This window comes from Mycobacterium sp. NPDC051804 (assembly GCF_044452905.1).
In the GTDB taxonomy this organism is placed as follows: domain Bacteria; phylum Actinomycetota; class Actinomycetes; order Mycobacteriales; family Mycobacteriaceae; genus Mycobacterium.
In genome coordinates this window covers 97182-118878 of record NZ_JBITCD010000005.1, presented here as the reverse complement: position 1 = coordinate 118878, position 21697 = coordinate 97182, and the positions used below count along the sequence as shown (strand labels likewise).

General features: G+C 67.1%; 24 protein-coding genes. 8 read left to right on the top strand and 16 right to left on the bottom strand.

Annotated elements, in window-relative coordinates; genetic code table 11:
- Positions 1-69 precede the first annotated feature (69 nt).
- Entirely contained in the window at positions 70-660 is a 591-nt protein-coding gene (locus ACIA48_RS20225; protein ID WP_396735420.1) for a hypothetical protein, read from the bottom strand.
- Positions 661-784: 124 nt separating this feature from the next.
- On the bottom strand, positions 785-988 hold the full coding sequence (locus tag ACIA48_RS20220; protein WP_006243848.1) for a cold-shock protein: 204 nt from the start codon (positions 986-988) through the stop codon (positions 785-787).
- A 274-nt stretch (positions 989-1262) separates the two neighbouring features.
- Between ACIA48_RS20220 and ACIA48_RS20215 the strand changes: the two genes are divergently transcribed.
- Entirely contained in the window at positions 1263-3605 is a 2343-nt protein-coding gene (locus ACIA48_RS20215; RefSeq protein ID WP_396736789.1) for a DEAD/DEAH box helicase, read from the top strand.
- A gap of 307 nt (positions 3606-3912) precedes the next feature.
- Entirely contained in the window at positions 3913-4896 is a 984-nt protein-coding gene (locus ACIA48_RS20210; protein ID WP_396735411.1) for a PAS domain-containing protein, read from the top strand.
- Here ACIA48_RS20210 and ACIA48_RS20205 read toward each other — a convergent pair.
- The 7 genes from ACIA48_RS20205 to ssd all read right to left on the bottom strand — a co-directional run bounded on the left by ACIA48_RS20205 (position 4882) and on the right by ssd (position 9383).
- Positions 4882-5262, bottom strand: a complete 381-nt coding sequence (locus tag ACIA48_RS20205) for an Rv3654c family TadE-like protein (protein ID WP_396735408.1) — start codon at positions 5260-5262, stop codon at positions 4882-4884. The genes ACIA48_RS20210 and ACIA48_RS20205 overlap by 15 nt on opposite strands.
- Entirely contained in the window at positions 5228-5542 is a 315-nt protein-coding gene (locus tag ACIA48_RS20200) for a TadE family type IV pilus minor pilin (protein ID WP_396736786.1), read from the bottom strand. The genes ACIA48_RS20205 and ACIA48_RS20200 overlap by 35 nt, the downstream gene beginning before the upstream one ends.
- A gap of 8 nt (positions 5543-5550) precedes the next feature.
- On the bottom strand, positions 5551-5712 hold the full coding sequence (locus tag ACIA48_RS20195) for a DUF4244 domain-containing protein (protein WP_396736784.1): 162 nt from the start codon (positions 5710-5712) through the stop codon (positions 5551-5553).
- 71 nt (positions 5713-5783) lie between these two features.
- Positions 5784-6362 carry a type II secretion system F family protein gene (locus ACIA48_RS20190; protein WP_396735406.1) on the bottom strand — a complete coding sequence of 193 codons (579 nt, stop codon included), beginning with the start codon at positions 6360-6362 and terminating at the stop codon, positions 5784-5786.
- Positions 6359-7150, bottom strand: a complete 792-nt coding sequence (locus ACIA48_RS20185; protein ID WP_396735404.1) for a type II secretion system F family protein — start codon at positions 7148-7150, stop codon at positions 6359-6361. The genes ACIA48_RS20190 and ACIA48_RS20185 overlap by 4 nt, the downstream gene beginning before the upstream one ends.
- A complete protein-coding gene (locus ACIA48_RS20180; RefSeq protein WP_396735401.1) occupies positions 7147-8313 on the bottom strand; it encodes a TadA family conjugal transfer-associated ATPase in 1167 nt (388 codons plus the stop codon). Before ACIA48_RS20180 ends, ACIA48_RS20185 begins: the two co-directional genes overlap by 4 nt.
- Positions 8310-9383, bottom strand: a complete 1074-nt coding sequence (gene ssd, locus ACIA48_RS20175; RefSeq protein WP_396735398.1) for a septum site-determining protein Ssd — start codon at positions 9381-9383, stop codon at positions 8310-8312. Before ssd ends, ACIA48_RS20180 begins: the two co-directional genes overlap by 4 nt.
- A gap of 518 nt (positions 9384-9901) precedes the next feature.
- On the opposite strand from ssd, the gene ACIA48_RS20170 reads away from it, so the two are divergent.
- Positions 9902-10714 (top strand): HAD-IB family hydrolase, encoded by an 813-nt coding sequence (locus ACIA48_RS20170; protein WP_396736781.1) that lies wholly within the window; start codon positions 9902-9904, stop codon positions 10712-10714.
- A 384-nt stretch (positions 10715-11098) separates the two neighbouring features.
- On the opposite strand, the gene ACIA48_RS20165 is transcribed toward ACIA48_RS20170, so the two are convergent.
- Complete coding sequence (locus ACIA48_RS20165) at positions 11099-11881, bottom strand: oxidoreductase (RefSeq protein ID WP_396735395.1); 783 nt, start codon at positions 11879-11881, stop codon at positions 11099-11101.
- 126 nt (positions 11882-12007) lie between these two features.
- Between ACIA48_RS20165 and acs the strand changes: the two genes are divergently transcribed.
- On the top strand, positions 12008-13969 hold the full coding sequence (gene acs, locus ACIA48_RS20160; RefSeq protein WP_396735392.1) for an acetate--CoA ligase: 1962 nt from the start codon (positions 12008-12010) through the stop codon (positions 13967-13969).
- On the opposite strand, the gene ACIA48_RS20155 is transcribed toward acs, so the two are convergent.
- Complete coding sequence (locus ACIA48_RS20155) at positions 13970-14620, bottom strand: S1 family peptidase (protein ID WP_396736779.1); 651 nt, start codon at positions 14618-14620, stop codon at positions 13970-13972. It abuts the gene before it with no gap.
- A gap of 180 nt (positions 14621-14800) precedes the next feature.
- Here ACIA48_RS20155 and ACIA48_RS20150 point away from each other — a divergent pair, with 180 nt between their 5' ends.
- Complete coding sequence (locus tag ACIA48_RS20150; protein ID WP_396735389.1) at positions 14801-15340, top strand: phage holin family protein; 540 nt, start codon at positions 14801-14803, stop codon at positions 15338-15340.
- Complete coding sequence (locus tag ACIA48_RS20145; protein WP_396735386.1) at positions 15340-16290, top strand: alpha/beta fold hydrolase; 951 nt, start codon at positions 15340-15342, stop codon at positions 16288-16290. Before ACIA48_RS20150 ends, ACIA48_RS20145 begins: the two co-directional genes overlap by 1 nt.
- Here ACIA48_RS20145 and marP read toward each other — a convergent pair whose 3' ends face one another.
- From marP to nth, 4 genes are read right to left on the bottom strand one after another with little or no spacing between them, the layout of a single operon-like run.
- Entirely contained in the window at positions 16291-17478 is a 1188-nt protein-coding gene (gene marP / locus ACIA48_RS20140) for an acid resistance serine protease MarP (RefSeq protein WP_396735383.1), read from the bottom strand.
- Positions 17475-18293, bottom strand: a complete 819-nt coding sequence (locus ACIA48_RS20135; RefSeq protein WP_396735380.1) for an NUDIX hydrolase — start codon at positions 18291-18293, stop codon at positions 17475-17477. The genes marP and ACIA48_RS20135 overlap by 4 nt, the downstream gene beginning before the upstream one ends.
- A complete protein-coding gene (locus ACIA48_RS20130; protein ID WP_396735378.1) occupies positions 18290-18937 on the bottom strand; it encodes a TlpA family protein disulfide reductase in 648 nt (215 codons plus the stop codon). Before ACIA48_RS20130 ends, ACIA48_RS20135 begins: the two co-directional genes overlap by 4 nt.
- A 19-nt stretch (positions 18938-18956) precedes the next feature.
- Positions 18957-19637, bottom strand: a complete 681-nt coding sequence (gene nth / locus ACIA48_RS20125; RefSeq protein ID WP_396736776.1) for an endonuclease III — start codon at positions 19635-19637, stop codon at positions 18957-18959.
- Positions 19638-19842: 205 nt separating this feature from the next.
- On the opposite strand from nth, the gene ACIA48_RS20120 reads away from it, so the two are divergent.
- Together ACIA48_RS20120 and crp are read left to right on the top strand one after the other, a co-directional pair.
- Complete coding sequence (locus tag ACIA48_RS20120; protein WP_396735375.1) at positions 19843-20136, top strand: hypothetical protein; 294 nt, start codon at positions 19843-19845, stop codon at positions 20134-20136.
- Positions 20137-20228: 92 nt separating this feature from the next.
- Positions 20229-20903, top strand: a complete 675-nt coding sequence (gene crp, locus ACIA48_RS20115) for a cAMP-activated global transcriptional regulator CRP (protein WP_014210546.1) — start codon at positions 20229-20231, stop codon at positions 20901-20903.
- On the opposite strand, the gene ACIA48_RS20110 is transcribed toward crp, so the two are convergent.
- Complete coding sequence (locus ACIA48_RS20110; RefSeq protein WP_396735370.1) at positions 20900-21676, bottom strand: MBL fold metallo-hydrolase; 777 nt, start codon at positions 21674-21676, stop codon at positions 20900-20902. The genes crp and ACIA48_RS20110 overlap by 4 nt on opposite strands.
- Positions 21677-21697 lie beyond the last annotated feature (21 nt).

Below are 21697 nucleotides of genomic sequence, written 5' to 3'. Positions count from 1 at the left end.
CCTCGTCGGCAACTGACAATTTCGCATTCTGCGCGGGCCGACGCAAACTGACCCTCCGGTTCCGAGGGGTCAGATCCGGGGCCACTGGGCAAACGCGTCCACATTGCCCGGGGGTTCCCCCACGTTTTCTACCAGGCGCGATAGCCGGCGACGACCGCTGATCCGCAGCGCCGGACGGGTCCCTCTGGTTCCGATCAGGGTGGGGGCTATCCCGACGCGCATCATCGCCGACGCCAGCGGCGAATGGGTGTCGGGAGCATGTGGGTCCAGGCCGAGGAGATAGCGGTCGGCTTCCGTGGTGCCTGCTGCGAGCGTCCAGGCCCTTAATTCCCTCGGCCCAGGCAACCACTGCGGCGGCACTGTCTTGACGGCCCCTCGCGTCCATTCACGCGCAATACCGACCAGTCGCGGGTCCACGGCGGTGCGAACCAGCGGGTTGTTCTCGTCGGTGCGGGCGACCTCGGGCTGCAGGCCGGCCTCGACGATCATCTCGGCCAGCGCCTGGGCGCGCCACACCTGATCCACCACGACCGAAAGCCGCGCCCCCGCCTGTGAGCCCGAACCCACCAACACCACCTGTCCCGGTGCGGCGAGCAACCCGGTCAAGTCGGCCACGGCGGGCGGCACCGACTCGGCCGAAAAGAAGGACAGCTGGCTCACGGTTCGACACTAAGCCAGGGACTGCCTCACCGGCGGGTCGCCGGGCCGGGCACCCCTCAAAACGAAAACACCCCCGCGGTGCTCGTTGTCGGAGCCGTGCGGGGGGTTTCCTTAAGTGCGTCGGTTAGACGGCGCGAACGCCTGTGGCCTGCGGGCCCTTGGGGCTCTGGCCAACCTCGAACTCGACCTTCTGGTTCTCCTCAAGGGTGCGGAAGCCGCTTCCTTGAATTTCCGTGTAGTGGACGAACACATCGGCGGAACCGTCCTCGGGAGCAATGAACCCGAAGCCCTTTTCCGCGTTGAACCACTTCACAGTTCCCTGTGGCATCTCTCGTACTTTCCTTCTCTTCTTACCGGGTGCGGTCCACCATTTCGGCAGACCGGGCCCGTTCCGACCGCCATACCTTCGTGGAGTGCTCGGAACTCGACCCGACCTACAACCCTCGCAGGAACCGCGATCGCAACGTCGATCCTGCGAGCGAAATACACGAACACAGAAGCTGCGACCGCGATCAGTCAATCACGTTCTAGTCTGCGGCGACAGTGGAGAAGCGATCGATTGGGGAACAATTCACGTACGAAACGTCTCGGGAGGGCATGTGATGGCAGATTTCGGCCGCGAGCTGCTCGCTTGCGCGGTCGACGGCGCCGTCACTGGAGCTACTGCGGGCAGCCACAGCCCGTTGCGTCATGTCGCCGATCTGCCGCCGCGACAGGGACAAGAACACGAATGGCCACTGTGGGCCGACCCAGATGTGGTGCAGGCGTTTGTTGATCGCGGCATCAAGGCACCGTGGTCGCATCAGCTTGCCGCGGCCGACCTCGCGCACTCCGGGCGCCACGTCGTTTTGAGCACGGGAACGGCCTCGGGCAAGTCGGTGGCCTACCAACTACCGATATTGACGATGCTGAAAGCTGATTCGCGCTCCCGGGTTCTCTATCTGTCGCCGACAAAGGCGCTCGGCCACGATCAATTGCGTGCCGCGATCGCGCTGACCGAGGCGGTGCCTGCGCTGCGCGACGTCGCCCCGAGCTCGTACGACGGCGACAGCAATACCGATGTCCGGCGCTTCGCACGCGAGCGGTCCCGGTGGATCTTCTCCAATCCCGACATGATTCACCTTTCGCTGTTGCGCAACCATGCCCGCTGGGCGGTGTTCCTGCGGAACCTGCGGTATGTCGTCGTAGACGAATGTCATTACTATCGCGGTGTTTTCGGTTCCAACGTGGCCATGGTGCTACGTCGACTACTGCGGTTGTGCACGCGCTACTCGGCAACCGGATCCGGGCCAACGGTGATCTTCGCCAGCGCGACCACTGCCGCCCCCGCCATCACCGCTTCGGAGTTGATCGGGGAAACGGTCGCCGAGGTCACGCATGACGGCTCTCCGCAAGGCGCGCGCACCGTCGCGTTGTGGGAACCGGCGCTACTCGACGATGTTGTCGGCGAAAACGGTGCTCCGGTGCGACGTTCGGCGGGCGCGGACGCGGCTCAGGTGATGGGGAATCTGATCGCTGAGGGAGCCCGCACACTGACGTTCGTGCGTTCGCGTCGCGGTGCCGAACTCACCGCACTCGGTGCGCGCGCACGGCTGGAGGAACGCGCACCGGACCTGGCCGACCGGGTGGCCTCCTACCGGGCGGGTTATCTCGCCGAGGACCGCCGCGCACTGGAACGCGCACTGGCCGACGGCGAATTGCGCGGTTTGGCGACCACCAACGCGCTGGAACTCGGCGTCGACATCGCCGGACTCGACGCCGTCGTGCTGGCCGGTTTCCCCGGCACGGTCACCTCCTTCTGGCAGCAGGCCGGCCGCGCGGGCCGGCGGGGCCAGAGCGCGCTGATCGTGTTGATCGCGCGCGACGACCCACTCGACACGTACCTCGTCCATCATCCTGCGGCGCTGCTCGATAAGCCGATCGAGCGGGTGGTCATCGACCCGTCCAATCCGTATGTCCTTGGGCCGCAACTGCTCTGCGCCGCAACGGAGCTTCCCTTGACCGAGGCGGAGGTGCGGATGTGGAGCGCCGAGGCGGTCGCGTCCTCGCTCGTCGACGACGGCTTGCTGCGCAAGCGGCCCGCGGGTTACTTCGCCACTCCAGGTGTGGATCCGCATCCCGCTGTCGACATCCGGGGTTCGTCGGGCGGTCAGATCGCCATCCTGGAGGCGGGCACCGGCCGGATGCTGGGCAGCGCGGGCGCCGGGCAGGCACCGGCGTCGGTCCACCCGGGGGCCGTCTATCTGCATCAGGGTGAGAGCTATGTCGTCGACTCACTCGATTTCGAGGATGGCGTCGCGTTCGTCCACGCCGAGGATCCCGGGTACACGACGTTCGCGCGCGAACTGACCGACATCGCCGTCACCGGCGAGGGTGAGCGAAAGACGTACGGGCCGGTGACAGTTGGGCTCGTGCCGGTATCGGTGTCGAACACGGTGATCGGATATCTGCGTCGCCGGTTGGATGGTGAGGTCATCGACTTCGTCGAACTGGACATGCCGACGCGTACCCTGGAAACCACCGCCGTAATGTGCACCATCACCCCCGAGACGTTGCAGGACAACGGGATTGAGCCACTGCGAGTGCCGGGATCGCTACACGCCGCCGAGCATGCGGCGATCGGATTGCTGCCGTTGGTCGCCAGCTGCGATCGCGGCGATATCGGCGGGGTGTCGACGGCGATCGGTCCGGTGGAGGGCCTGCCGGTCATATTCGTCTACGACGGCTATCCCGGCGGTGCCGGCTTCGCCGACCGGGGCTTCGAGAAGATCGGCACCTGGTGGGCCGCGACAGCGGCGGCGATCGAGGCGTGCGAGTGCGCGACCGGGTGCCCGTCATGCGTGCAGTCACCCAAATGCGGCAATGGAAACGATCCGCTCGACAAACAGGGGGCGATCACGGTGCTGCGGCTGGTGTTGAACGAACTCGACGAACCAGCCCCGTGACCCCCACAGGGGCGACCGACCCCTCGAACAGTCGCCCCCGCGGTTTACTGCGGACGAAGCCACCTAAAAGTGGAAACGCCTGGTAATTCATTTGCGGGGAACGGCCGGACAACGCGATCCGTTCCCTAGTCCGGATAGACCGGGTGCAGTCGCAAATTACCAAGTCGGAGCGGGTGCCGCAACTCTGCCGCTCGGTATTGACACCCCTGAAAATGACGGATTGCGATGCACAACCGACGCGTTGCCACGGATTTCGAAGGTGAGTGTTGACTGCGGGGAATCAAGAGCACGGCCCTAAACTGCCCTCATGAACCACGACTGGCTGCTCGTGGAAACTCTGGGCAGCGAACCCGCCGTGGTTGCCCAGGGTCGCAAAACCAAGAACATGGTCCCGGTCAGCGCGTTTCTCAGACGAAATCCAAATTTGATGGCGATCCAGACGGCTATCGGAGAGACGGTGCGCGCCGGCCAGGGATTGAGCAGCATCACGCCGAAAAACGACCGCGTAATCCGCACCGAGGTCGTCCAGATGACCGACGGACGAATCCACGGCGTGCACGTGTGGATCGGTCCGCCCGATATGGAACCCCCGGATCGTCCGGTGCCCGGCCCTCTGGTCTGGGACCTCACCACCGGCACCGCGACCGACACCACCGAGTCTTTGCACAACAGCGGATGGGCGCCGGACAGCCAGGTGCTGCACGGCAGGGCGTTTGCCGAAGATCTGCCCAAACGTGAGCTCAACCCGAGCGAAGCCAAAGTCCTGTCGATGACGATCACGCGTGAGCCCGGCCAGACGATCTGCAATTCATGGGACGTCACGGACTATCGCGACGAGCCGATCACGATCGGCTTCGTGGCCAGGGTGCTTGCCGAGGAGCAGGACGACGGGAGCACCCGGCTGATGCTTCGGGCGATGAACTGGCGTGGCGAACGCGACAGCGAAACGGAGTCCCGCGACTACCTGGCGCAGCGCATCCTCGAAGGGCTGGCGCAGCCCGGCGCTCACCGCGCGCTCGTCGATCTGACGAACTGGACGCTACTGAAGTGGCTCGACGATCCCGCGCCGTTCTTCAACTGGCGGTCCAGCCTCGCCGGTGATCACCGCGTACATCCCGACGACCGAGCTCTGATCGCAAGAATGACAGAGGATTTCGACACCGGCAGCACGACGGGAACCCTCCGGTTGGCGGCCAACGACGGCGGATGGACCCCTGTGCACGTGACGATCAACCGCGTGGAACTGGAGGACAACGTGTTCGCCGGGCTGGCGACGCTACGCCAGGCCTGATTCGAGGGGACCCGCGCGGGCGACCGCACGAGCGGTACCAACACCCAGCCGTCCCAGCGCCACGCTGACCTCGACGGCGACAACGACGTCGAGTCCGGTCACCGAACATTCCGCGACCGTGGTGCGCATCGCATCGGCCACCGCAACGGCACGCACACACGCCGCCTGGGCACCGTCTGCGAGTCCACCGGCCGCCGCGAGGGCGGCGAGATCGGCTGCCGCCTGTGCACGGTGTCTCGCGACCGCGGCCGTCCCGAGGTACACGCCGGCGACGGTGATGGTCAGGAGCACCGCCATCATCGCGACCGCCACCAACGTGGCAGAGCCCGATTCAGCGCTGGCCAGGTTCGACCGCGGCGACAGCACGTCCGGCGACGGTGACCCCCGGCAGGAGCACCGAGCGCGCCGAGACGGTCGCGACCACGTGTGCGCCGTCGCGGTGCAGCTGCACCGACGCACCGTGCGGCGCGATGGCACGTGCAGCCTCAGAGCCGTCGTCGCCACGCGCTGCCAGGCGTGCCGCCTCCCTGGCGGCGTCGACGCATCGGATGTGCATCGACACCGCGCTGAGGCCGGACGCGCACAACACCAGCACGGCGACCAGGGCCGCGACACCGAATGCCGCCTCGACCGTCGCACCGCCGATCTCGCCGCCTAGACGTTGGTGTTCAGTGCGCGGTTGATGATGTTGGTCAATGCGCTGACGATCGAGTCGCCCGTCACCACGGTGTACAGAATCGCGCCGAACGCCGCCGCGGCGATGGTGCCGATCGCGTATTCGACCGTGGACATACCACTCTCGTCGACGATCAGCATGGTGAATTTCGACTCGACTGAACGGGCCCACTTGTGTATCAATGGATTTCCTCCCCAACTCTCGAAAACTGTTACAGCACACCGGAACGCAGCACATCGTCTGCCAACCCAACCACGACGGGCACGATGCCCAGGCACAGGAACGCCGGTAGGTAGCACAACCCCAGCGGCCCCGCGATCAGGACCGACGCCCGTTCCGCTGCGGCGCGGGCTGCGTCGGCGGCCTCGTCGCGGCATTGCACGGCCAGCTCGGAAACGCCTTGCGCCAGTGCGGCGCCCGAGGCGGCTGACCGACGCGCCATGCGCACCAGCGCTTCGGCCTGGTCGTCGCGCTGGTCTGCTGGATCTGACCACGCCGATGCCGGATCAGCGCCGAGTGCAAGCAGGTCTGCGGCGCGATTCAGGATCAGGGCCAGATGCCGCGGTGCTGACGGCGCCGTCGCCGCCGCAGCTGCCGACACCGCCATCCCCGACCGCAGGCATGCCGCCAACACCTCCAGCGTCGACGCCGCGGCCAGCGGATCGGAATCGGGAACCGCACTCTGAGCCACCGAGGCATCTACCGCGGGACCTCGCACATGGATGCGAGCCCGGGAGCGCGGACTCACCAGCAACAAGGCGGCTGCCAACAGCATTGCGGCGTAGGTCATTTCACTACCGCACCGGTGATCCGGTCGCACCACAGTAGGCCGCCACAAGCCAGCAACACTCCGATGATCAATAGCCACCCACCGAATCCGTCGGCGAGCAGAAAGCCCAGCGGATCGGCACCGATCAGCTGGCCGAGCCCGATGCCAACGACGGGCAGGCCCGCCAGCACCGCGGCGGTGGTGCGTGCTCCGGCCATGCCGGCGTCGACCCGGGAGGAGAATCGCTGCCGCTCAACCAGGTCCCGCTGCGCGGTCTGCATCAGCGCGCCGATGGCCAGGCCGTGCGTCTGTGCCAGCTGCCAGCACACCGCGAGCCGCTCCCACTGCCCGGGCAACGACGAACGGTGCGCCACGCTGAGCATGCCCGCTGCGACATCGGCGCCCAACCGCGCACGCGCCGCGATCGTCCGCAGCGCCGTGGCGACGACACCGTCGGTGTCATCGGCGGCGACGCCGAAGGCGACGACAGGGTGCGCACCGACGCGCAGTTCGCCGACGAGGACGTCCAGCGCACCCCGCAACGCGGCGGCTTCGGCAGCGCGGGTTCGTCGCCGGTGCCGATTCCTCCGTCGCATCCCGACGGTCGCACACACGATGGCCGCGGCGACCACAACGCCGATCGATGTGGCCGCAACCAACAGGAGAGCGAGCGCGACGACCGGAACCAGAAGCCACACTGAGACTTTCGGTGCTGTCGAGTCGACTGGGCCGCGTGCACGGAGTCGGCGTCGGGATGGACGCGGCGTCATCAGCAGCGCGAGAGCCAGCGCCAGTGTTGCGTCTCTCATGCCTGCCTCCGCTCACGGACGAGCGTGCGCAGCTGCTCGGCGCCGCAGTCAAAACCGGTGCCGGCACGCCAGGCGGTCACCGCGCGCACCCGGCCGTCGGCGGCGGGGCTGAGCACCGCGATCTCGCTGAGCCGGCGTCGGCCCCGGTGATCGCGACCGACATGGACGAGCACCTGCACGGCGGCCGCGAGTTGGCTGTGCAACGCACCGCGGTCGAGTCCGCCAACCGCGGCGAGCGCTTCGAGCCGCGCGGGTACCTCGGCCGGACTGTTGGCGTGCACGGTCCCCGCTCCGCCGTCGTGACCCGTGTTGAGCGCGGCAAGAAGATCGACCACCTCGGCGCCGCGAACCTCGCCGACGACGATCCGGTCCGGCCTCATCCTCAAGGCCTGCCTGACGAGGTCGCGCACAGTCACTTCTCCGACGCCTTCGACGTTGGCGGGTCGTGCGACGAGTTTCACCAGATGCGGATGCGCCGGCTCCAATTCCGCGGCGTCCTCGACGCAGACGATGCGCTCGTGGGCGGGGACCGCGCCGAGAATCGCGGCCAACAGCGTGGTCTTGCCGTTGCCGGTGCCCCCAGAGACCAGCAGCGCCAGGCGTGCGGCGATGACGTCGTTCAGCAGCGCCGCGGCCGCCGGCTCGATGGTTCCGGTCTGCACGAGCGCAGCGAGGTCTTGGGTGGCGGGCCTCAGCACTCGCAGTGACAGGCACGTTCCGCTGGGGGCGATCGGCGACAACACCGCGTGCAGACGAACGGTGCACTGCCCGCTTCCCAGTCCGGTCAATTGGCCGTCGACCCAGGGCTGCGCCTCGTCGAGGCGGCGTCCGGCCGACAGCGCCAGCCGCTGCGCCAGCCGTCGCACGGCGTCGTCGTCTGCGAATCGGATCGACGTGCGGCGCAGGCCGTCGCCGTCGTCGACCCAGACCGCGTCGGGCGCGGTGACCAGAACGTCAGTGGTTCCGTCCGCGCGCAACAACGGGTCCAGTAAGCCTGCCCCGGTGAGTTCGGTTTGCAATACGCGCAGCCCGCTGAGAACCTCGGCGTCGCCGAGCACGCCGCCGGACTCCGCCCGGATCGCGGCGGCAACGGCGGTCGGCCGCAGCGGCCCGGACTCCGCAGCCAGCCGCTCGCGGACGCGTTCGATCAGCGAGGCGCTCACGCCGCGCTCACCACCGGATGCTGATGCAGTACCGCCATCACCCGGCGTGCGGCGGCGGTGAGCGGGGAGCGGCGGCGCAACCGCAGACCGCCAAGTTCCAAGGTCTCGGCAATGCGGGCCTGCGGTCGCATCGCGGCGAGGAGCGGAAGACCGACGATCTCGGCGACATCGGCGGATCGCAGCCCGCCCGGTGCGGGCCCTCGCACCACCAGGCCCGCGTTGGGGTTCACCGTCGAGACCCAACGCGCGACGCCTTCGGCGGCTGCGCTGGATCGCACATCGGCGGGCGCGACGACGATGACGAGATCCGCCGATTCGAGCACGGTCTCGGCAGCCGCAGTCGATCGCCTCGGCACATCGCAGACCACCGTCGCGCCGCCACGACTGCCCGCGTCCACGACAGCACCGAGGGGTGTGGCATCGATGTCTCCGCCGCCACGGCCGCATGAGAGCACACACACGCCGCGTTGCCGGGGGAGCGTGTCGCGGAGCGCAGCGTAGTTCAGTCGTCCGCCTTGCAGCGTGAGGTCCGGCCAGCGCAGCCCGGAGTCCGCCTCGAGGCCGAGGAGAAGGTCGATGCCGCCGCTCCACGGATCGGCGTCGATGAGCAGCGCATCAGACACCTCCGCTGCGACCTGTGCCAGTGCTGCCGCGAACACCGACGCACCTGCTCCGCCCCTCCCTGCGATGACCGCGACCACTGCGCCGCGTGCTCCGTCGGCCACCGCGGCTTCGACAGCCTCGGACAGTTCGGCCATCAATTCGCCGTCTTGGGCGGGCAAGGTGACGACCTGTTGGGCGCCGACCGCGATGGCGGCCTGGAAGTCGGCGGGGCAGGGCTCTGACCGGGTGACCAGGATGACGCGGCCGCGCCGGGGTAGTAGCCGCTGCGCGCAGCGGTGGGCCGCGGCGCGATCGAGCAGCACGGCCACCGCGCCCGTCCACACCTTGCGGCCGGATGGTTCGCTGGCGTGCACGACCTGGACACCGGCCGCTGCGGCGATGCGATCCACGTCGTCGCGCAGCTCGGCGTCGCCTAACAACGCGAGGATTCCGGCGGTGCTTCCCATGAGCCCACCATGCGGGCTGTCGCTAACGCCGCGCCAGCGTCGATGCTGAGTCTGTGGAAGAACGGCGAAATGGGGATGAACCGCAAAAATCGACGGCGAAAACAATATTCCGCAACTACGGCGCGACGGCTCATCTGTCCTAAAGACGAATCCTGCGACAAGGGGTGTACAGCCCTGACACGGAGGCGGTTTCGGCGATGCCGACAAGACTTCCCAGAAAAAGGGACGACCCCCGCCAGGGGGGGAGGAGGCGGAGGTCGTCGTGTATCAGCCCCGGGGGGTCGGGCTGATGCACACCCGGCATAAGCCGAGTAATACTCACTATACACACGGCGACGTAGATGGGCGCAAGTGTCGCGTCTGTTTAAAACCATGGGTGTAGCAGGAAAAATGCAGTCACCGACACCTGTCGGAGACTGCCATTTCATAGACTCGCTCTCCTCCGGTCCGACGCGCCCCCCTATGCTGGTGTTGTGGCCGCATCGCACCCCGCGACAGAGGGGTCCAACGGGCCGAAAATTGCGCGCCCGGCTAACCGTCCGGTCCGCACCGCCGCCTTCTTCGATCTTGATAAGACGGTCATCGCCAAATCGAGCACCCTGGCCTTCAGCAAACCTTTCTTCGATCAGGGGCTAATCAATCGGCGGACGGTTTTGAAGTCTGCCTACGCTCAGTTCCTCTTCCTGATGTCGGGTGCCGACCACGATCAGATGGACCGGATGCGCTCCTATCTGACGAACATGTGCACCGGCTGGGACGTCGAGCAGGTGAAGTCGATTGTCGGGGAGACGCTGCACGAGATCGTCAACCCTTTGGTGTTCGCCGAGGCCGCTGAACTGATTGCCGACCACAAGCTTTGCGGCCGGGATGTAGTGGTGGTTTCGGCCTCTGGCGAGGAGATTGTTGCTCCGATTGCCCGCGCGCTCGGCGCCACACATGCTATGGCCACCCGCATGGTCGTCGAGGACGGCAAGTACACGGGAGACATCGCTTTCTACTGTTACGGGGACGGCAAGGTGGAGGCGATTCGCGAGCTCGCCAACCGAGAGGGATACGCGCTCGAACATTGCTACGCCTACTCCGACTCGATCACCGATGTGCCCATGCTGGAGGTGGTCGGACACCCCAGCGTGGTAAACCCGGATCGCACGTTGCGCAAAGAAGCATCGGCGAGGGGTTGGCCAGTGCTGACGTTCTCGAAGCCGGTCTCGTTGCGGGACCGCATCCCAGCACCGTCGGGAGCCGCCATGGCAACCACCGCCGCGGTCGGCGTCAGCGCGCTGGCCGCCGGAGCGCTCACCTACTCGCTGTTGCGCCGTTTCGCCTTCTGATCCGAACCCGACAGCTGGTCCGGGCGTGGTCGGCGGGCATGGGCGTAACGATCTGGAGTCACGGCGATTTGCCCCTTGATGTGACCGCGGTCACGGAGTACAAAGGAGACACGGAAGCTTGGTGAGGCCAAGGCCGAGCCGGAAGAGAAGGCTCGGATCTCCCGAATCAGGCTCCCTAGCACGGAACCCGGCACCCACGCGGAGCACATGCCGCGGAATAGGCAAAAGTGTTGCGGGCCTGCGTAATTGCGATAGCGGACGGTTTCGACGGCCCCTTGGGTGGGGTTGCAGCCGAAGCGCACCGACAAGACGCCGAGGCCACCCACGCAACCCACCAGAGCACGCATGGTAACCGGTGTCCGTGCTAGCGGGCGGCGAGCCGAATCACTTCGGAACGTCGCCCGCTTTACTTTGCTGAGAGCCCTCACCGACGCTCCCCTGCGCGATCGACAACGCCTCCCGCGCACCGGCGTGTAGCGCACGACAGCTCATCAGCACCCAGGCGGTGAGGCCGTCGGGGGTTCCGGACGCGAAGCCACGCGCGGCCGCGCGATAGTCACCGGACTGCCGCATCCAGTACACCTCGGGCACGCCAAGGCCGTGCGGGTCCAACCCGCTCGAGATGGTCACCAACCGCGAAACTGCCCGAGCCACCACGCCGTCGGCGGTCCCGAACGGCGCCAGCGTCAGGAGTTCACCGTGCACGACGGCGGCGAGCACCGGCGCGGGCACGCGGGTACCGCCGGTCACGATGGCGGTCAACAGCTCCAGTCGTCGGCCGACGTCGGTGTCCGGACGCGGGCGGCCCAGTCCGTCGTCGTCGGCGATGTCGGCGGCCGCAAGCGCATGCAGCCGCGCGATGGCCTGCATGGGTGCGCGTTGCCACACCCCGACCAACGAGGTCGCGCCACCCTCGAGAGCTTCCGACACCCGCAGGGCACCGGCGAGGACCGGATCCGGGCCCGCATCGGACAACTGCAGTGAGCCGCCGTCAAGCACAGACGACGCCCTCGCGGCCCGCAGTCCTGCCTCGGCCGCGTTCGCCGGCCACCCGCGCAGGTTCGCGCGGTGTCGGTGCGCGCGCCCCAGGGCCTCACTGGCTTCGGCGCACGCTTCGGCCACTCCGGGCAGCTGGGCCAGCGGGGCCAATGGATCGGCGGCGGTCACGGCAGCACACGCTAGCCGACCGCTGGGCTCGTCTGTCACGACGTTCGGCGCGCCTGAGGCGCCGCCTGCGGAGCAGGCTGTGACTTGCAGACCTGATCATCAGCGTGGGTGACTACGCTCACAGACATGACAGGCACCTCGACCAAGCACACCGACGTTCCGTCCTCCTACGCCCCTTCCGACGAATTCGCCGCGCAGGCCAACGCGACGGAGGAGATGTACCGCGAGGCCGAAACGGACCGGCTCGCGTTCTGGGCGAAGCAGGCCGAGCGGCTGTCGTGGGACACCCCGTTCGGGGAGGTGCTGGACTGGTCAGAAGCGCCGTTCGCGAAGTGGTTCGTCGGCGGCAAGCTCAACGTCGCCTATAACTGCGTGGACCGCCACGTCGAGGCGGGCAACGGCGACCGGGTGGCGATCCACTGGCAGGGCGAGCCGGCCGACGACACCCGCACGATCACCTACGCGCAGCTGCAGACCGACGTGTGCAAGGCCGCCAACGCGCTCACCGAGATGGGGCTCGTCGCGGGCGACCGCGTCGCCATCTACATGCCGATGCTGCCGGAGGCCATCGTCTCGATGCTGGCGTGCGCGCGCCTTGGCGTCATGCACTCCGTCGTCTTCGCCGGATTCTCGGCGACCGCGCTCGCGGCCCGCATCGAGGACGCCGAAGCCAAACTCGTCATCACCAGCGACGGGCAGTTCCGGCGCGGCCAGGCGGTATCGCTGAAGGAGTCCGTCGACGAGGCCTGCGAAGGACAGGAGTCTGTGGAGCACGTGCTCGTGGTGCGCCGCACCGGGATCGACACACCGTGGACCGAGGGACGCGACGTGTGGTGGCACGACACCGTCGAGCCGGCATCAGACGAGCACACCCCCGAGGCGTTCGATTCCGAACACCCGCTGTTCCTGCTCTACACGTCGGGAACCACCGGCAAGCCCAAGGGCATAATGCACACCTCCGGCGGCTACCTGACGCAGACATCGTTCACGCACCACAACGTCTTCGACATCAAGCCCGAGACCGACGTGTACTGGTGCACCGCCGATATCGGCTGGGTCACCGGCCACACGTACATCGTCTATGGACCGCTGTCCAACGGCGCGACGCAGGTGGTCTACGAGGGCACCCCGAACTCGCCGAACGAGCACCGGCACTTCGAGATCATCGAAAAGTACGGCGTCACCATCTATTACACGGCGCCAACGCTGATCCGCATGTTCATGAAGTGGGGCCGCGAGTACCCCGACGCGCACGACCTGACCAGCCTGCGTCTGCTGGGTTCGGTCGGCGAGCCGATCAACCCTGAGGCCTGGCGATGGTACCGGGATGCGTTCGGCGGCAACAAGACTCCTATCGTCGACACCTGGTGGCAGACCGAGACCGGTTCCATCATGATCTCGCCGCTGCCCGGCATCACCGACACCAAACCCGGCTCCGCGATGAAGCCGCTGCCCGGTATCTCGGCGATGATCGTCGACGAGGAGGGCCAGGAGTTGGTGCCCGGCGCCGACGAAGCCGAGCACGTCACGGGGTATCTGGTCCTCGACCAGCCGTGGCCGTCGATGTTGCGTGGCATCTGGGGCGACCCGGAGCGATACAAGGAGACGTACTGGTCGCGCTACGGAACGCAGGGCTGGTACTTCGCCGGCGACGGTGCGCGGGTCGACAGCGACGGTTCGATCTGGCTGCTCGGCCGCATCGATGACGTGATGAACGTTTCGGGACACCGGATTTCGACGACCGAGGTGGAATCGGCGCTCGTCGGCCACTCCGGCGTGGCCGAGGCGGCCGTCGTCGGCGCCTCCGACGAGACCACGGGTCAAGGCATCTGCGCGTTCGTCATCCTGGAATCGCACGCCAAGGACAGCGGCGACGAGATGGTCAGCGAGTTGCGCGAGCAGGTCGCCAAGGAGATCGGCAAGATCGCCAGGCCGCGGGAGATCCACGTCGTCCCCGAACTGCCGAAGACACGCAGCGGCAAGATCATGCGGCGGCTGTTGCGCGATGTCGCTGAGGGTCGTGAGCTCGGCGATACCTCAACTCTGGTGGACCCCAGCGTGTTTGAGGCGATCCGCGCCGGTAAGTAGTCAGGCCACAGGCGCGGCGCCGACCGGGACGAAGCCGGACCCGGGCCGGTTCTTGGCCACGATGTCGGCCAGTTGCGTGTTGAACGACATGTTCACGGCGGGCGTGTGCAGTGGGATGTATTTGACGACGCACGTCGGAAGTTCCTCCGAGAACGCCCCGTGGATCATGCCCACCAGCCGGTTGTTGACGGTCACCGGTGCGCCGGAGTCGCCCGGCTGACCGCACGCTTGGTTGATGAAGGTGCCCGGCTCCTTGCCCGGCCCCCACGTGATGCCGCACGAATACCCGGTGGTGCGTCCCAGCTTGCAGGCAATGTCGCCGACGACCGGGTCGGGGCCGAGGCCGTCGATCTGGAAGCCGTCGATGTTGTTGACCGGATGGACCTTCTGCGGGTCGAACTGGATGACCGCGTAGTCGAGCAGATCGTTGCCCGCCACCATCGTGCCGAGGTCGCCGGCGTTCTCATGGCCCTCCGCGCCGACCTTCGCGCCGGGACCGCCGCAGTGCGCGGAGGTGAAGCCGATCAAGTTGCCCTTGTTGTCGTTGCCGATCGCGGTGAGCGTGCAGAGCGTCTCACCGTTGACCACCAGACCTGATCCGCCGCCCAGCGTGACGGGATCCTGGGCGTGGGCGATCGCGGCGGTCGGCATGAACAGCGCCACGAGCGCGGCGATCAACAGTGGAATCCGCAGGCAGCGGCCGCTGCTCCTCAAGTGAAAAACCCCCTCGACTCGCCCGACCTGCGTTCCCTTGGACCTCGTCAGTCTAACGTCGGCCGGAATCGTTTGACCGCGCGCCACATGGCAACATGAACCGCAGACCGACTGGAAATGCGGGAGGAATTGTCCGTGAGCGATTGCAGGAATGGCGTGCCGACCACCGTGACCTCGATACCACTGGTCGACCCGCATGCTCCCAAGCCCGACCCATCCATCGGCGATCTCGTCAAGGACGCCACCGCCCAGGTCTCCACGCTGGTGCGGGCCGAAGTCGAGCTGGCCAAGGCCGAGATCACCCGCGACGTCAAGAAGGGGCTCACCGGCAGCGTCTTCTTCATCCTCGCCCTGGTGGTGCTGTTCTACTCCACGTTCTTTTTCTTCTTCTTCGCCGCCGAGCTGCTCGACACGTGGCTGTGGCGGTGGGCGGCGTTCCTGATCGTGTTCGGTGTGATGGTCGTGGTGACCGCGATCTTCGCATTGCTCGGCTATCTCAAGGTCCGCCGGATCAGGGGGCCGCAGAAGACCATCGAATCGGTCAAGGAACTTCCCGAGGCGCTGACACCCGGCCATGACAAGGCCGTGGCGATCGAGTCGGCCGGTGACGGAAAGCCCGGTAAGCCGGCTGCGACTTCTGACCCGTCAGGCTGGTAGTGCCGCCCGATCCGTCGGTCGTTCGGATCGACGGTCCCTGGCACCATCTCGAGGTGCACGCCAACGGAATTCGCTTCCATGTGGTGGAGGCGCAATCCCAGGATTCGTCATCGATACCCGTCACGCAGCGGCCGCTGGTCATCCTGCTGCACGGGTTCGGCTCGTTCTGGTGGTCATGGCGGCATCAACTGCGGGGCTTGACGGGCGCGCGAGTCGTGGCCGTCGACCTGCGCGGCTACGGCGGCAGCGACAAACCGCCACGCGGCTACGACGGTTGGACCCTGGCCGGCGACACCGCTGGGCTGGTGCGGGCACTCGGCCACAAGTCAGCGACGCTGGTCGGCCATGCCGACGGTGGACTGGTCTGCTGGGCGACCTCCGTGTTGCATCCGCGCATGGTCCGGTCGATCGCGGTCGTCAGCTCACCGCATCCGGTCGCGCTGCGGGCGTCCGCGTTGAGGCGACGTGATCAGGGTCGCGCGCTACTGCCGTGGATGCTGCGCTACCAGGTGCCCGCATGGCCCGAGCGCTCGCTGACCCGCCACAACGGCGAGGAACTGGAGCGGCTGGTCCGCAGCCGGGCGAGCGGGAAATGGCTTGCCTCCGAGGACTTCTCCGAGACGATCTCGCACATGCGGCGAGCGATTCAGATTCCCTCGGCCGCGCATTCGGCGCTGGAGTATCAGCGCTGGGCGGTGCGCAGCCAGTTCCGCAGTGAAGGCCGGCGGTTCATGCGCTCGATGAAGCGGCCAATCAATGTGCCGGTGCTGCACCTGCGCGGCGAGGGCGACCCGTACGTCCTTGCCGACCCCGTGTATCGCACCCAGCACTACGCTCCGCACGGACGCTACGTATCCATCGCCGACGCAGGGCATTTCGCCCACGAGGAAGCACCGGACGCAGTCAACGATCAGCTGTCGCGCTTCGTGGCGCAGGTGTACGGCGCCTGACTAGGTGACGCACGCGCCGGTCGCGACGCGCTGGGTGTTGTTGATCTTCTCGAACTGACGCTTGACCTCTTCGGCGGTCAGCACGAAGCCGGTGTCGGCGTCATCGACTGCCGCACCGAACACCACGCCGAGTACCTTGCCGCTGCGGTCGATCATTGGTCCACCCGAATTACCTTGTCGCACACTGCCTCTGATGGTGTACACCTGGCGTGTGACGGTGGTGCTGCGATAGATGTCGGGACCGTTGAGTTCGATGGTCTCGCGAATGCGGGCGGGCGTCGCGGCGAAGTCGCCGCCACCGGGATACCCCATCACGACGGCGTCAGTGCCAGTTGCCGCCTCGCCCTGCGCGAACTCCAGTGGCGTGGCGGACAGCTCGGGCACGTCCAGGATCGAGATGTCGGCCTGCGGATCGTAGGAGACGACGTACGCGTCGTAGGTCCGCCCGTCCACCTCGACGGTGGCGCTTTCGGCACCGGCGACGACGTGCGCGTTGGACATCACGCGGTTGGGTGCGACGACGAACCCGGTGCCTTCCAGCACCTTCTGACAACCGGGCGCGACGCCGCGGATCTTCACCACGCTGGGCCGGGTCGCAGCGACGACGGGGTCGGCGGCCAGCGCCGCGTCCGGGGCGTCGACGGCGACGATCGGGGTACGGCCGAACGGCTGGAGGACGTCGGGCAGGCCGGAGGTGTCCAGCAGCGCCGAGAGCCGCGTCGGCACGGACCGCAGCCAACCCGGCGCGACGCTGTCGACCTCCTTGAGCACCACCGATCCGCGCACGGCCGCGGCCAGGTTGGGCTGGTCGGAGGTCTGCAATGGGTAGGTCAGCATCCACGCGGCGACCAGCACGGCGACGATCTGCAGCGCCACGCCGATGGTCGAGTCCAGCGTCCGCACCCCGGGATTGCGAATCGCACCGCGCACCGCCCGGCCCAGCACCACGCCGGCGATCTCACCGACCACCACCAGGGCCAGGATCAGGAACAAGGTCACGAAGAGCTTGGTACGCGGACCTTCGATGCTGGAGACGACGTGCGGGGCCAGCAGCACACCGGCCACGGCGCCGAGCACCACACCCACGAAGGACAGCAGCGATCCCAGCGCGCCCGAGCGCCATCCCGAGACGGCGGCGATGAACGCAACCGCGAGGACGGCGAGGTCGAGCCACTGCGACGATGTCATGGTTGCGACTTACCGTAGCGGGTGTTGATCCCCAAGTCGCTGCGCGACTGCCCGCCGGCGTCGTCTCCCACTAGCGCCATTGCGTCCTCTAGCTCCCGGATGTCGTCGGTGTTCCACGACCGCGCCCAGCCGGCGACATCGAGCATCGCGGAGACCACCTGCCCGGTGAACCCCCACACCAGCATCTCGTTGAGCAGGAACGCCGGACCGGCGGCGCGGCGGGTGTTCTCCTTGCGGTAGACCATGATTCGGTTCTCCGGATTGACGAACGCCCGGACCGGCACCCGCGCGACGACCGCCGTTTCGGACTCGTCGACCACCGCCACCGGACCTGGATCGGGCGAATACGCCAGCACGGGCACGACGTGGAAGCCCGACGGTGGAATGAACATCCGCTCGAGGGTGGCCAGCGGCTGCAGTCGGGTCGGGTCGATCCCGGTCTCCTCGGTGGCCTCGCGGAGGGCGGTGTACACCGGGCCGGTATCGCCTGGATCGGCCGCCCCACCTGGGAACGCGGCCTGTCCGGCGTGGTGGCGCAGCGTGGATGCGCGCACCGTTACCAGCAGGTCAGCCTCGTCGGGAACTCCGCCGGACGGGGAATCGAGCGGGCCGGAGAACAGCACCAGAACCGCGGCGTCGCGGCGTGCTCCGGTGACCGCAGCCTTGGTGTTGGCCGCGGTGACCATTGCCAGCACCTCGGGCGGCACCCGCCTGCGGTAGGCGTGCTTGATGTCCTTGGCGTTGTCGACCAGCGGTTTGAGCCATGCCGGGGCCGCATCAGGAGCTAGTTCGCTCCCGTCGGTAGCCCAACTCACCCCGGCTCCCCTAACTGTGGGTCGATAGCGGCCGCAATCTCGTCGGCGTTTGCGAAAGACCGCGGCAGGATTGCGGCAACGCTACCGTCCGCGCGCAGCACAACAGTCGCTGGCATGACGTTGGGAACCTTCAGCGCGGCCGCGATGCGTCTGCGGCCGTCCTGCACCGTCGGCAGATGTACGCCCAGCTCAGCCAGTCGCAACAGGGCCGCGGTCTCGTTCTCGTCCTGGTGCACCGTCAGCACGGTTACCTCTGGTCCGAGCCGCCGCTGGTACTCGGCCATCGCGGGCAGTTCGTGGGCGCACGGCGCGCACCAGTAGGCCCACAGGTTGAGCACGACCGTGCGGCCCGCGACGGCCCTGGCGACGTCGACGCTGGACCCGTCACCGGCGCATTCCAGGACGATGCCCCGCAAGGCCTCTGGGCCTTCCCCCGTGCCCGGCGTTGGACACCGTGCCAGGTCAGCGCGGGCCCGGGGCCCGGCCAAAGCCTCCGTGGTGTCGGCGTCCCGCCGATCGCGGGAGGTGCCCGGGCCGGTCGAGCCGTGCTGGGATTCGTCGCCTCCGAGTTGAATCCACAACGCGGCACCGAGCGCGACCACCACGACCATCACGGCCACGGTCCATCGAGTCGAGTTGTTCATCGGTGCGGTGGGGCGAGCGCTAGAGACCGGCCAGTGCCAGTAGGTGCTCGGTTTCGGGTCCCTTGACCAGAGGAGCGGCGATCAGCGGGTCGGTGGGGCCGGTGCCGAAGGAGGGACAGTCTTTGGCGAGCACGCAAATGCCGCAGGCGGGTTTGCGGGCGTGGCAGACGCGGCGGCCGTGGAAGATCACCCGGTGGCTCAGGTCGGTCCATTCGGCACGCTCGATCAGCTCGCCGATCGCATGCTCGACCTTGACCGGATCCTCCTCTGTGGTCCAGTGCCAGCGCCGGACGAGCCTGCCGAAATGGGTGTCGACGGTGATGCCGGGAATTCCGAAGGCGTTGCCGAGGATGACGTTGGCGGTCTTGCGTCCGATGCCGGGCAGCGTGACGAGTTCTTCGAGCGTCGCGGGCACCTGCCCGTCGAACCGCTCGACAAGTTCTTGCCCCAGCCGCATCAGGGAGTTGGCCTTGTTGCGGTAGAACCCCGTGCGCCGGATCAACTCCTCGAGTTCCGTGCGGTCGGCCTTCGCGTAGTCCAGTGCTGTGCGGTACTTCTTGAACAACGCGGGGGTGGCGAGGTTGACCCCTTTGTCGGTGCTCTGTGCGGACAGAATCGTCGCGACGGCCAACTCGAGCGGGTTGGTGAAGTCCAACTCGCAGTACACATGCGGAAATGCCTGTGCCAGCTCACGATTCATTCGCCGGGCCCGACGGACGAGACCGAGGCGTGTCTCGCCGTCTCTTTTGCGGGCGCGCTTGGGCACAGTCACAAAAACAGCGTACTTAGCGGGCCCGACAGAACCGGTGCGGACCGGTGACAATTCGTAATCCCGTTGAGACCTACGGCGTGTTTACTTCTCCCTTGTGTCCTGGTTGCTCGTGGCCCTGATTCCGGGGTTACTGATGATGGCAACTTTCGCGCTGGAACGACTCGAATCGAGCCTGTCTCGCGACACGGTCTCGGCGAGCGACGTGGCGGCGTTTCTCGATCAAGCTGAGGCCGACGACGTCAACACACTTGCGCGCGACGGAATGAGCTGCGCGATGGACAGCCAGCATCGGCGATTGCAGGGGCAGGCACCGAATCAAAACGGGCAAATACCGACCGCCGATACCGAGCGTTTGCCGACGCGAGTGTTGATCCACAGCGCGGCCAATCCTGAGTTTCAGCGGACTCGGCAACCCAATCGTGTGTAGCGTGGGCTGGTCAAATGGCCTACCTCTAGACTGATCCAAAATAGAGGTCAGCCTGCGCATGTCATATCACCCAACAGCTTAAGAGGGGCAACGTGGACGAGATCCTGGCGAGGGCCGGAATCTTCCAGGGAGTCGAACCCAGCGCAGTTTCAGCGCTGACCAAACAACTGCAGCCCGTCGACTTCCCGCGTGGGCACACCGTGTTCGCCGAGGGGGAGCCCGGCGACCGGCTCTACATCATCGTTTCCGGCAAGGTCAAGATCGGCCGCCGCTCACCCGATGGCCGTGAGAATCTGCTCACGATCATGGGTCCGTCGGACATGTTCGGCGAGCTGTCGATCTTCGACCCCGGCCCGCGGACGTCCAGCGCCACGACGATCACCGACGTGCGCGCCGTATCCATGGACCGCGACGCGCTACGCGCCTGGATCGCCGACCGCCCCGAGATCGCCGAGCAGTTGTTGCGCGTGCTGGCCCGCCGGCTGCGCCGCACCAACAACAACCTCGCCGATCTGATCTTCACCGACGTCCCGGGCCGCGTGGCCAAGCAGCTGCTGCAGCTGGCCCAGCGCTTCGGCACTCAGGAGGGCGGCGCACTGCGCGTCACCCACGACCTGACGCAGGAGGAGATCGCTCAGCTCGTCGGCGCCTCGCGCGAGACCGTCAATAAGGCGCTCGCCGATTTCGCTCACCGCGGCTGGATCCGGCTGGAGGGCAAGAGCGTTCTGATCTCCGACAGCGAGCGCCTGGCTCGAAGGGCGCGCTAGTCGCGCAGGTAGTCCACCTGGGCTTGGACGCTCCATTCCGCTGCGTCCCAGAGTTTTTCGTCGACGTCGGTGTAGACGTGCTCGACGATCTGGCGCGCTGTGGCGTCGTCGCCGATTTCCCGTAGCGCCGCCCGCACCTGGTCGAGGCGCTCCTCACGGTGCGCCAGGTACATATCGCTGACTGCTTCCAGGTCGGCGAGATCCGGGCCGTGGCCCGGCAGGACCATTCGGTGGCCGACGCCCCGCAGGCGCTGCAGCGAGTCCAGGTACTCCCGCAGGCTGCCGTCCTCCTTGTCGATGACGGTCGTGCCGCGGCCAAGCACCGTATCGGCGGTCAGCACGGCGTCGTCCAGCAGGAAGGACACTGAATCGGCGGTGTGCCCGGGAGTGGCCATCACCGTGATGCGCAGGCCGGCCGCGTCGATGACCTCACCGTCGGTCAGGGGCCCGCCGAGCCCTCGCAGGAAGCCGCTGCCGACGGACCGGACCACCGCGCCGGTGCGGTCGACGATCTTGTCAATGGCGCCGGTGTGGTCCTCGTGCTTGTGGCTGATGAGCACCAGCGGGATCTTGCCCAGGCCTGCGATCAGCTCGATGTGCTCGTCGTCCTCAGGCCCGGGGTCGACGATGACCATCTCGTCGCTGCCCGGCCCCTGCAGCACCCATGTGTTGGTGCCCTCCAGCGTCATGATGCCGGGGTTGTCGCACAGCAGCACCGACGCGGTCTCCGTGACCGGACGGAGTTTCTTGTACGCGGGGTGCTCGAGGGTCACGCGACCTCTGCCTAACTGTCG

Coding starts and splice junctions, on each gene's coding strand:
- ACIA48_RS20220 (WP_006243848.1), bottom strand. CDS start 988: ATGCCACAGGGAACTGTGAAGTGGTTCAACGCGGAAAAGGGCTTCGGG.
- ACIA48_RS20215 (WP_396736789.1), top strand. CDS start 1,263: ATGGCAGATTTCGGCCGCGAGCTGCTCGCTTGCGCGGTCGACGGCGCC.
- ACIA48_RS20210 (WP_396735411.1), top strand. CDS start 3,913: ATGAACCACGACTGGCTGCTCGTGGAAACTCTGGGCAGCGAACCCGCC.
- ACIA48_RS20195 (WP_396736784.1), bottom strand. CDS start 5,712: ATGCTGATCGTCGACGAGAGTGGTATGTCCACGGTCGAATACGCGATC.
- ACIA48_RS20190 (WP_396735406.1), bottom strand. CDS start 6,362: ATGACCTACGCCGCAATGCTGTTGGCAGCCGCCTTGTTGCTGGTGAGT.
- ACIA48_RS20185 (WP_396735404.1), bottom strand. CDS start 7,150: ATGAGAGACGCAACACTGGCGCTGGCTCTCGCGCTGCTGATGACGCCG.
- ssd (WP_396735398.1), bottom strand. CDS start 9,383: ATGGGAAGCACCGCCGGAATCCTCGCGTTGTTAGGCGACGCCGAGCTG.
- acs (WP_396735392.1), top strand. CDS start 12,008: ATGACAGGCACCTCGACCAAGCACACCGACGTTCCGTCCTCCTACGCC.
- ACIA48_RS20155 (WP_396736779.1), bottom strand. CDS start 14,620: ATGCCGACCGCCGCGATCGCCCACGCCCAGGATCCCGTCACGCTGGGC.
- ACIA48_RS20150 (WP_396735389.1), top strand. CDS start 14,801: ATGCGGGAGGAATTGTCCGTGAGCGATTGCAGGAATGGCGTGCCGACC.
- marP (WP_396735383.1), bottom strand. CDS start 17,478: ATGACATCGTCGCAGTGGCTCGACCTCGCCGTCCTCGCGGTTGCGTTC.
- ACIA48_RS20130 (WP_396735378.1), bottom strand. CDS start 18,937: ATGAACAACTCGACTCGATGGACCGTGGCCGTGATGGTCGTGGTGGTC.
- nth (WP_396736776.1), bottom strand. CDS start 19,637: ATGAATCGTGAGCTGGCACAGGCATTTCCGCATGTGTACTGCGAGTTG.
- ACIA48_RS20120 (WP_396735375.1), top strand. CDS start 19,843: ATGATGGCAACTTTCGCGCTGGAACGACTCGAATCGAGCCTGTCTCGC.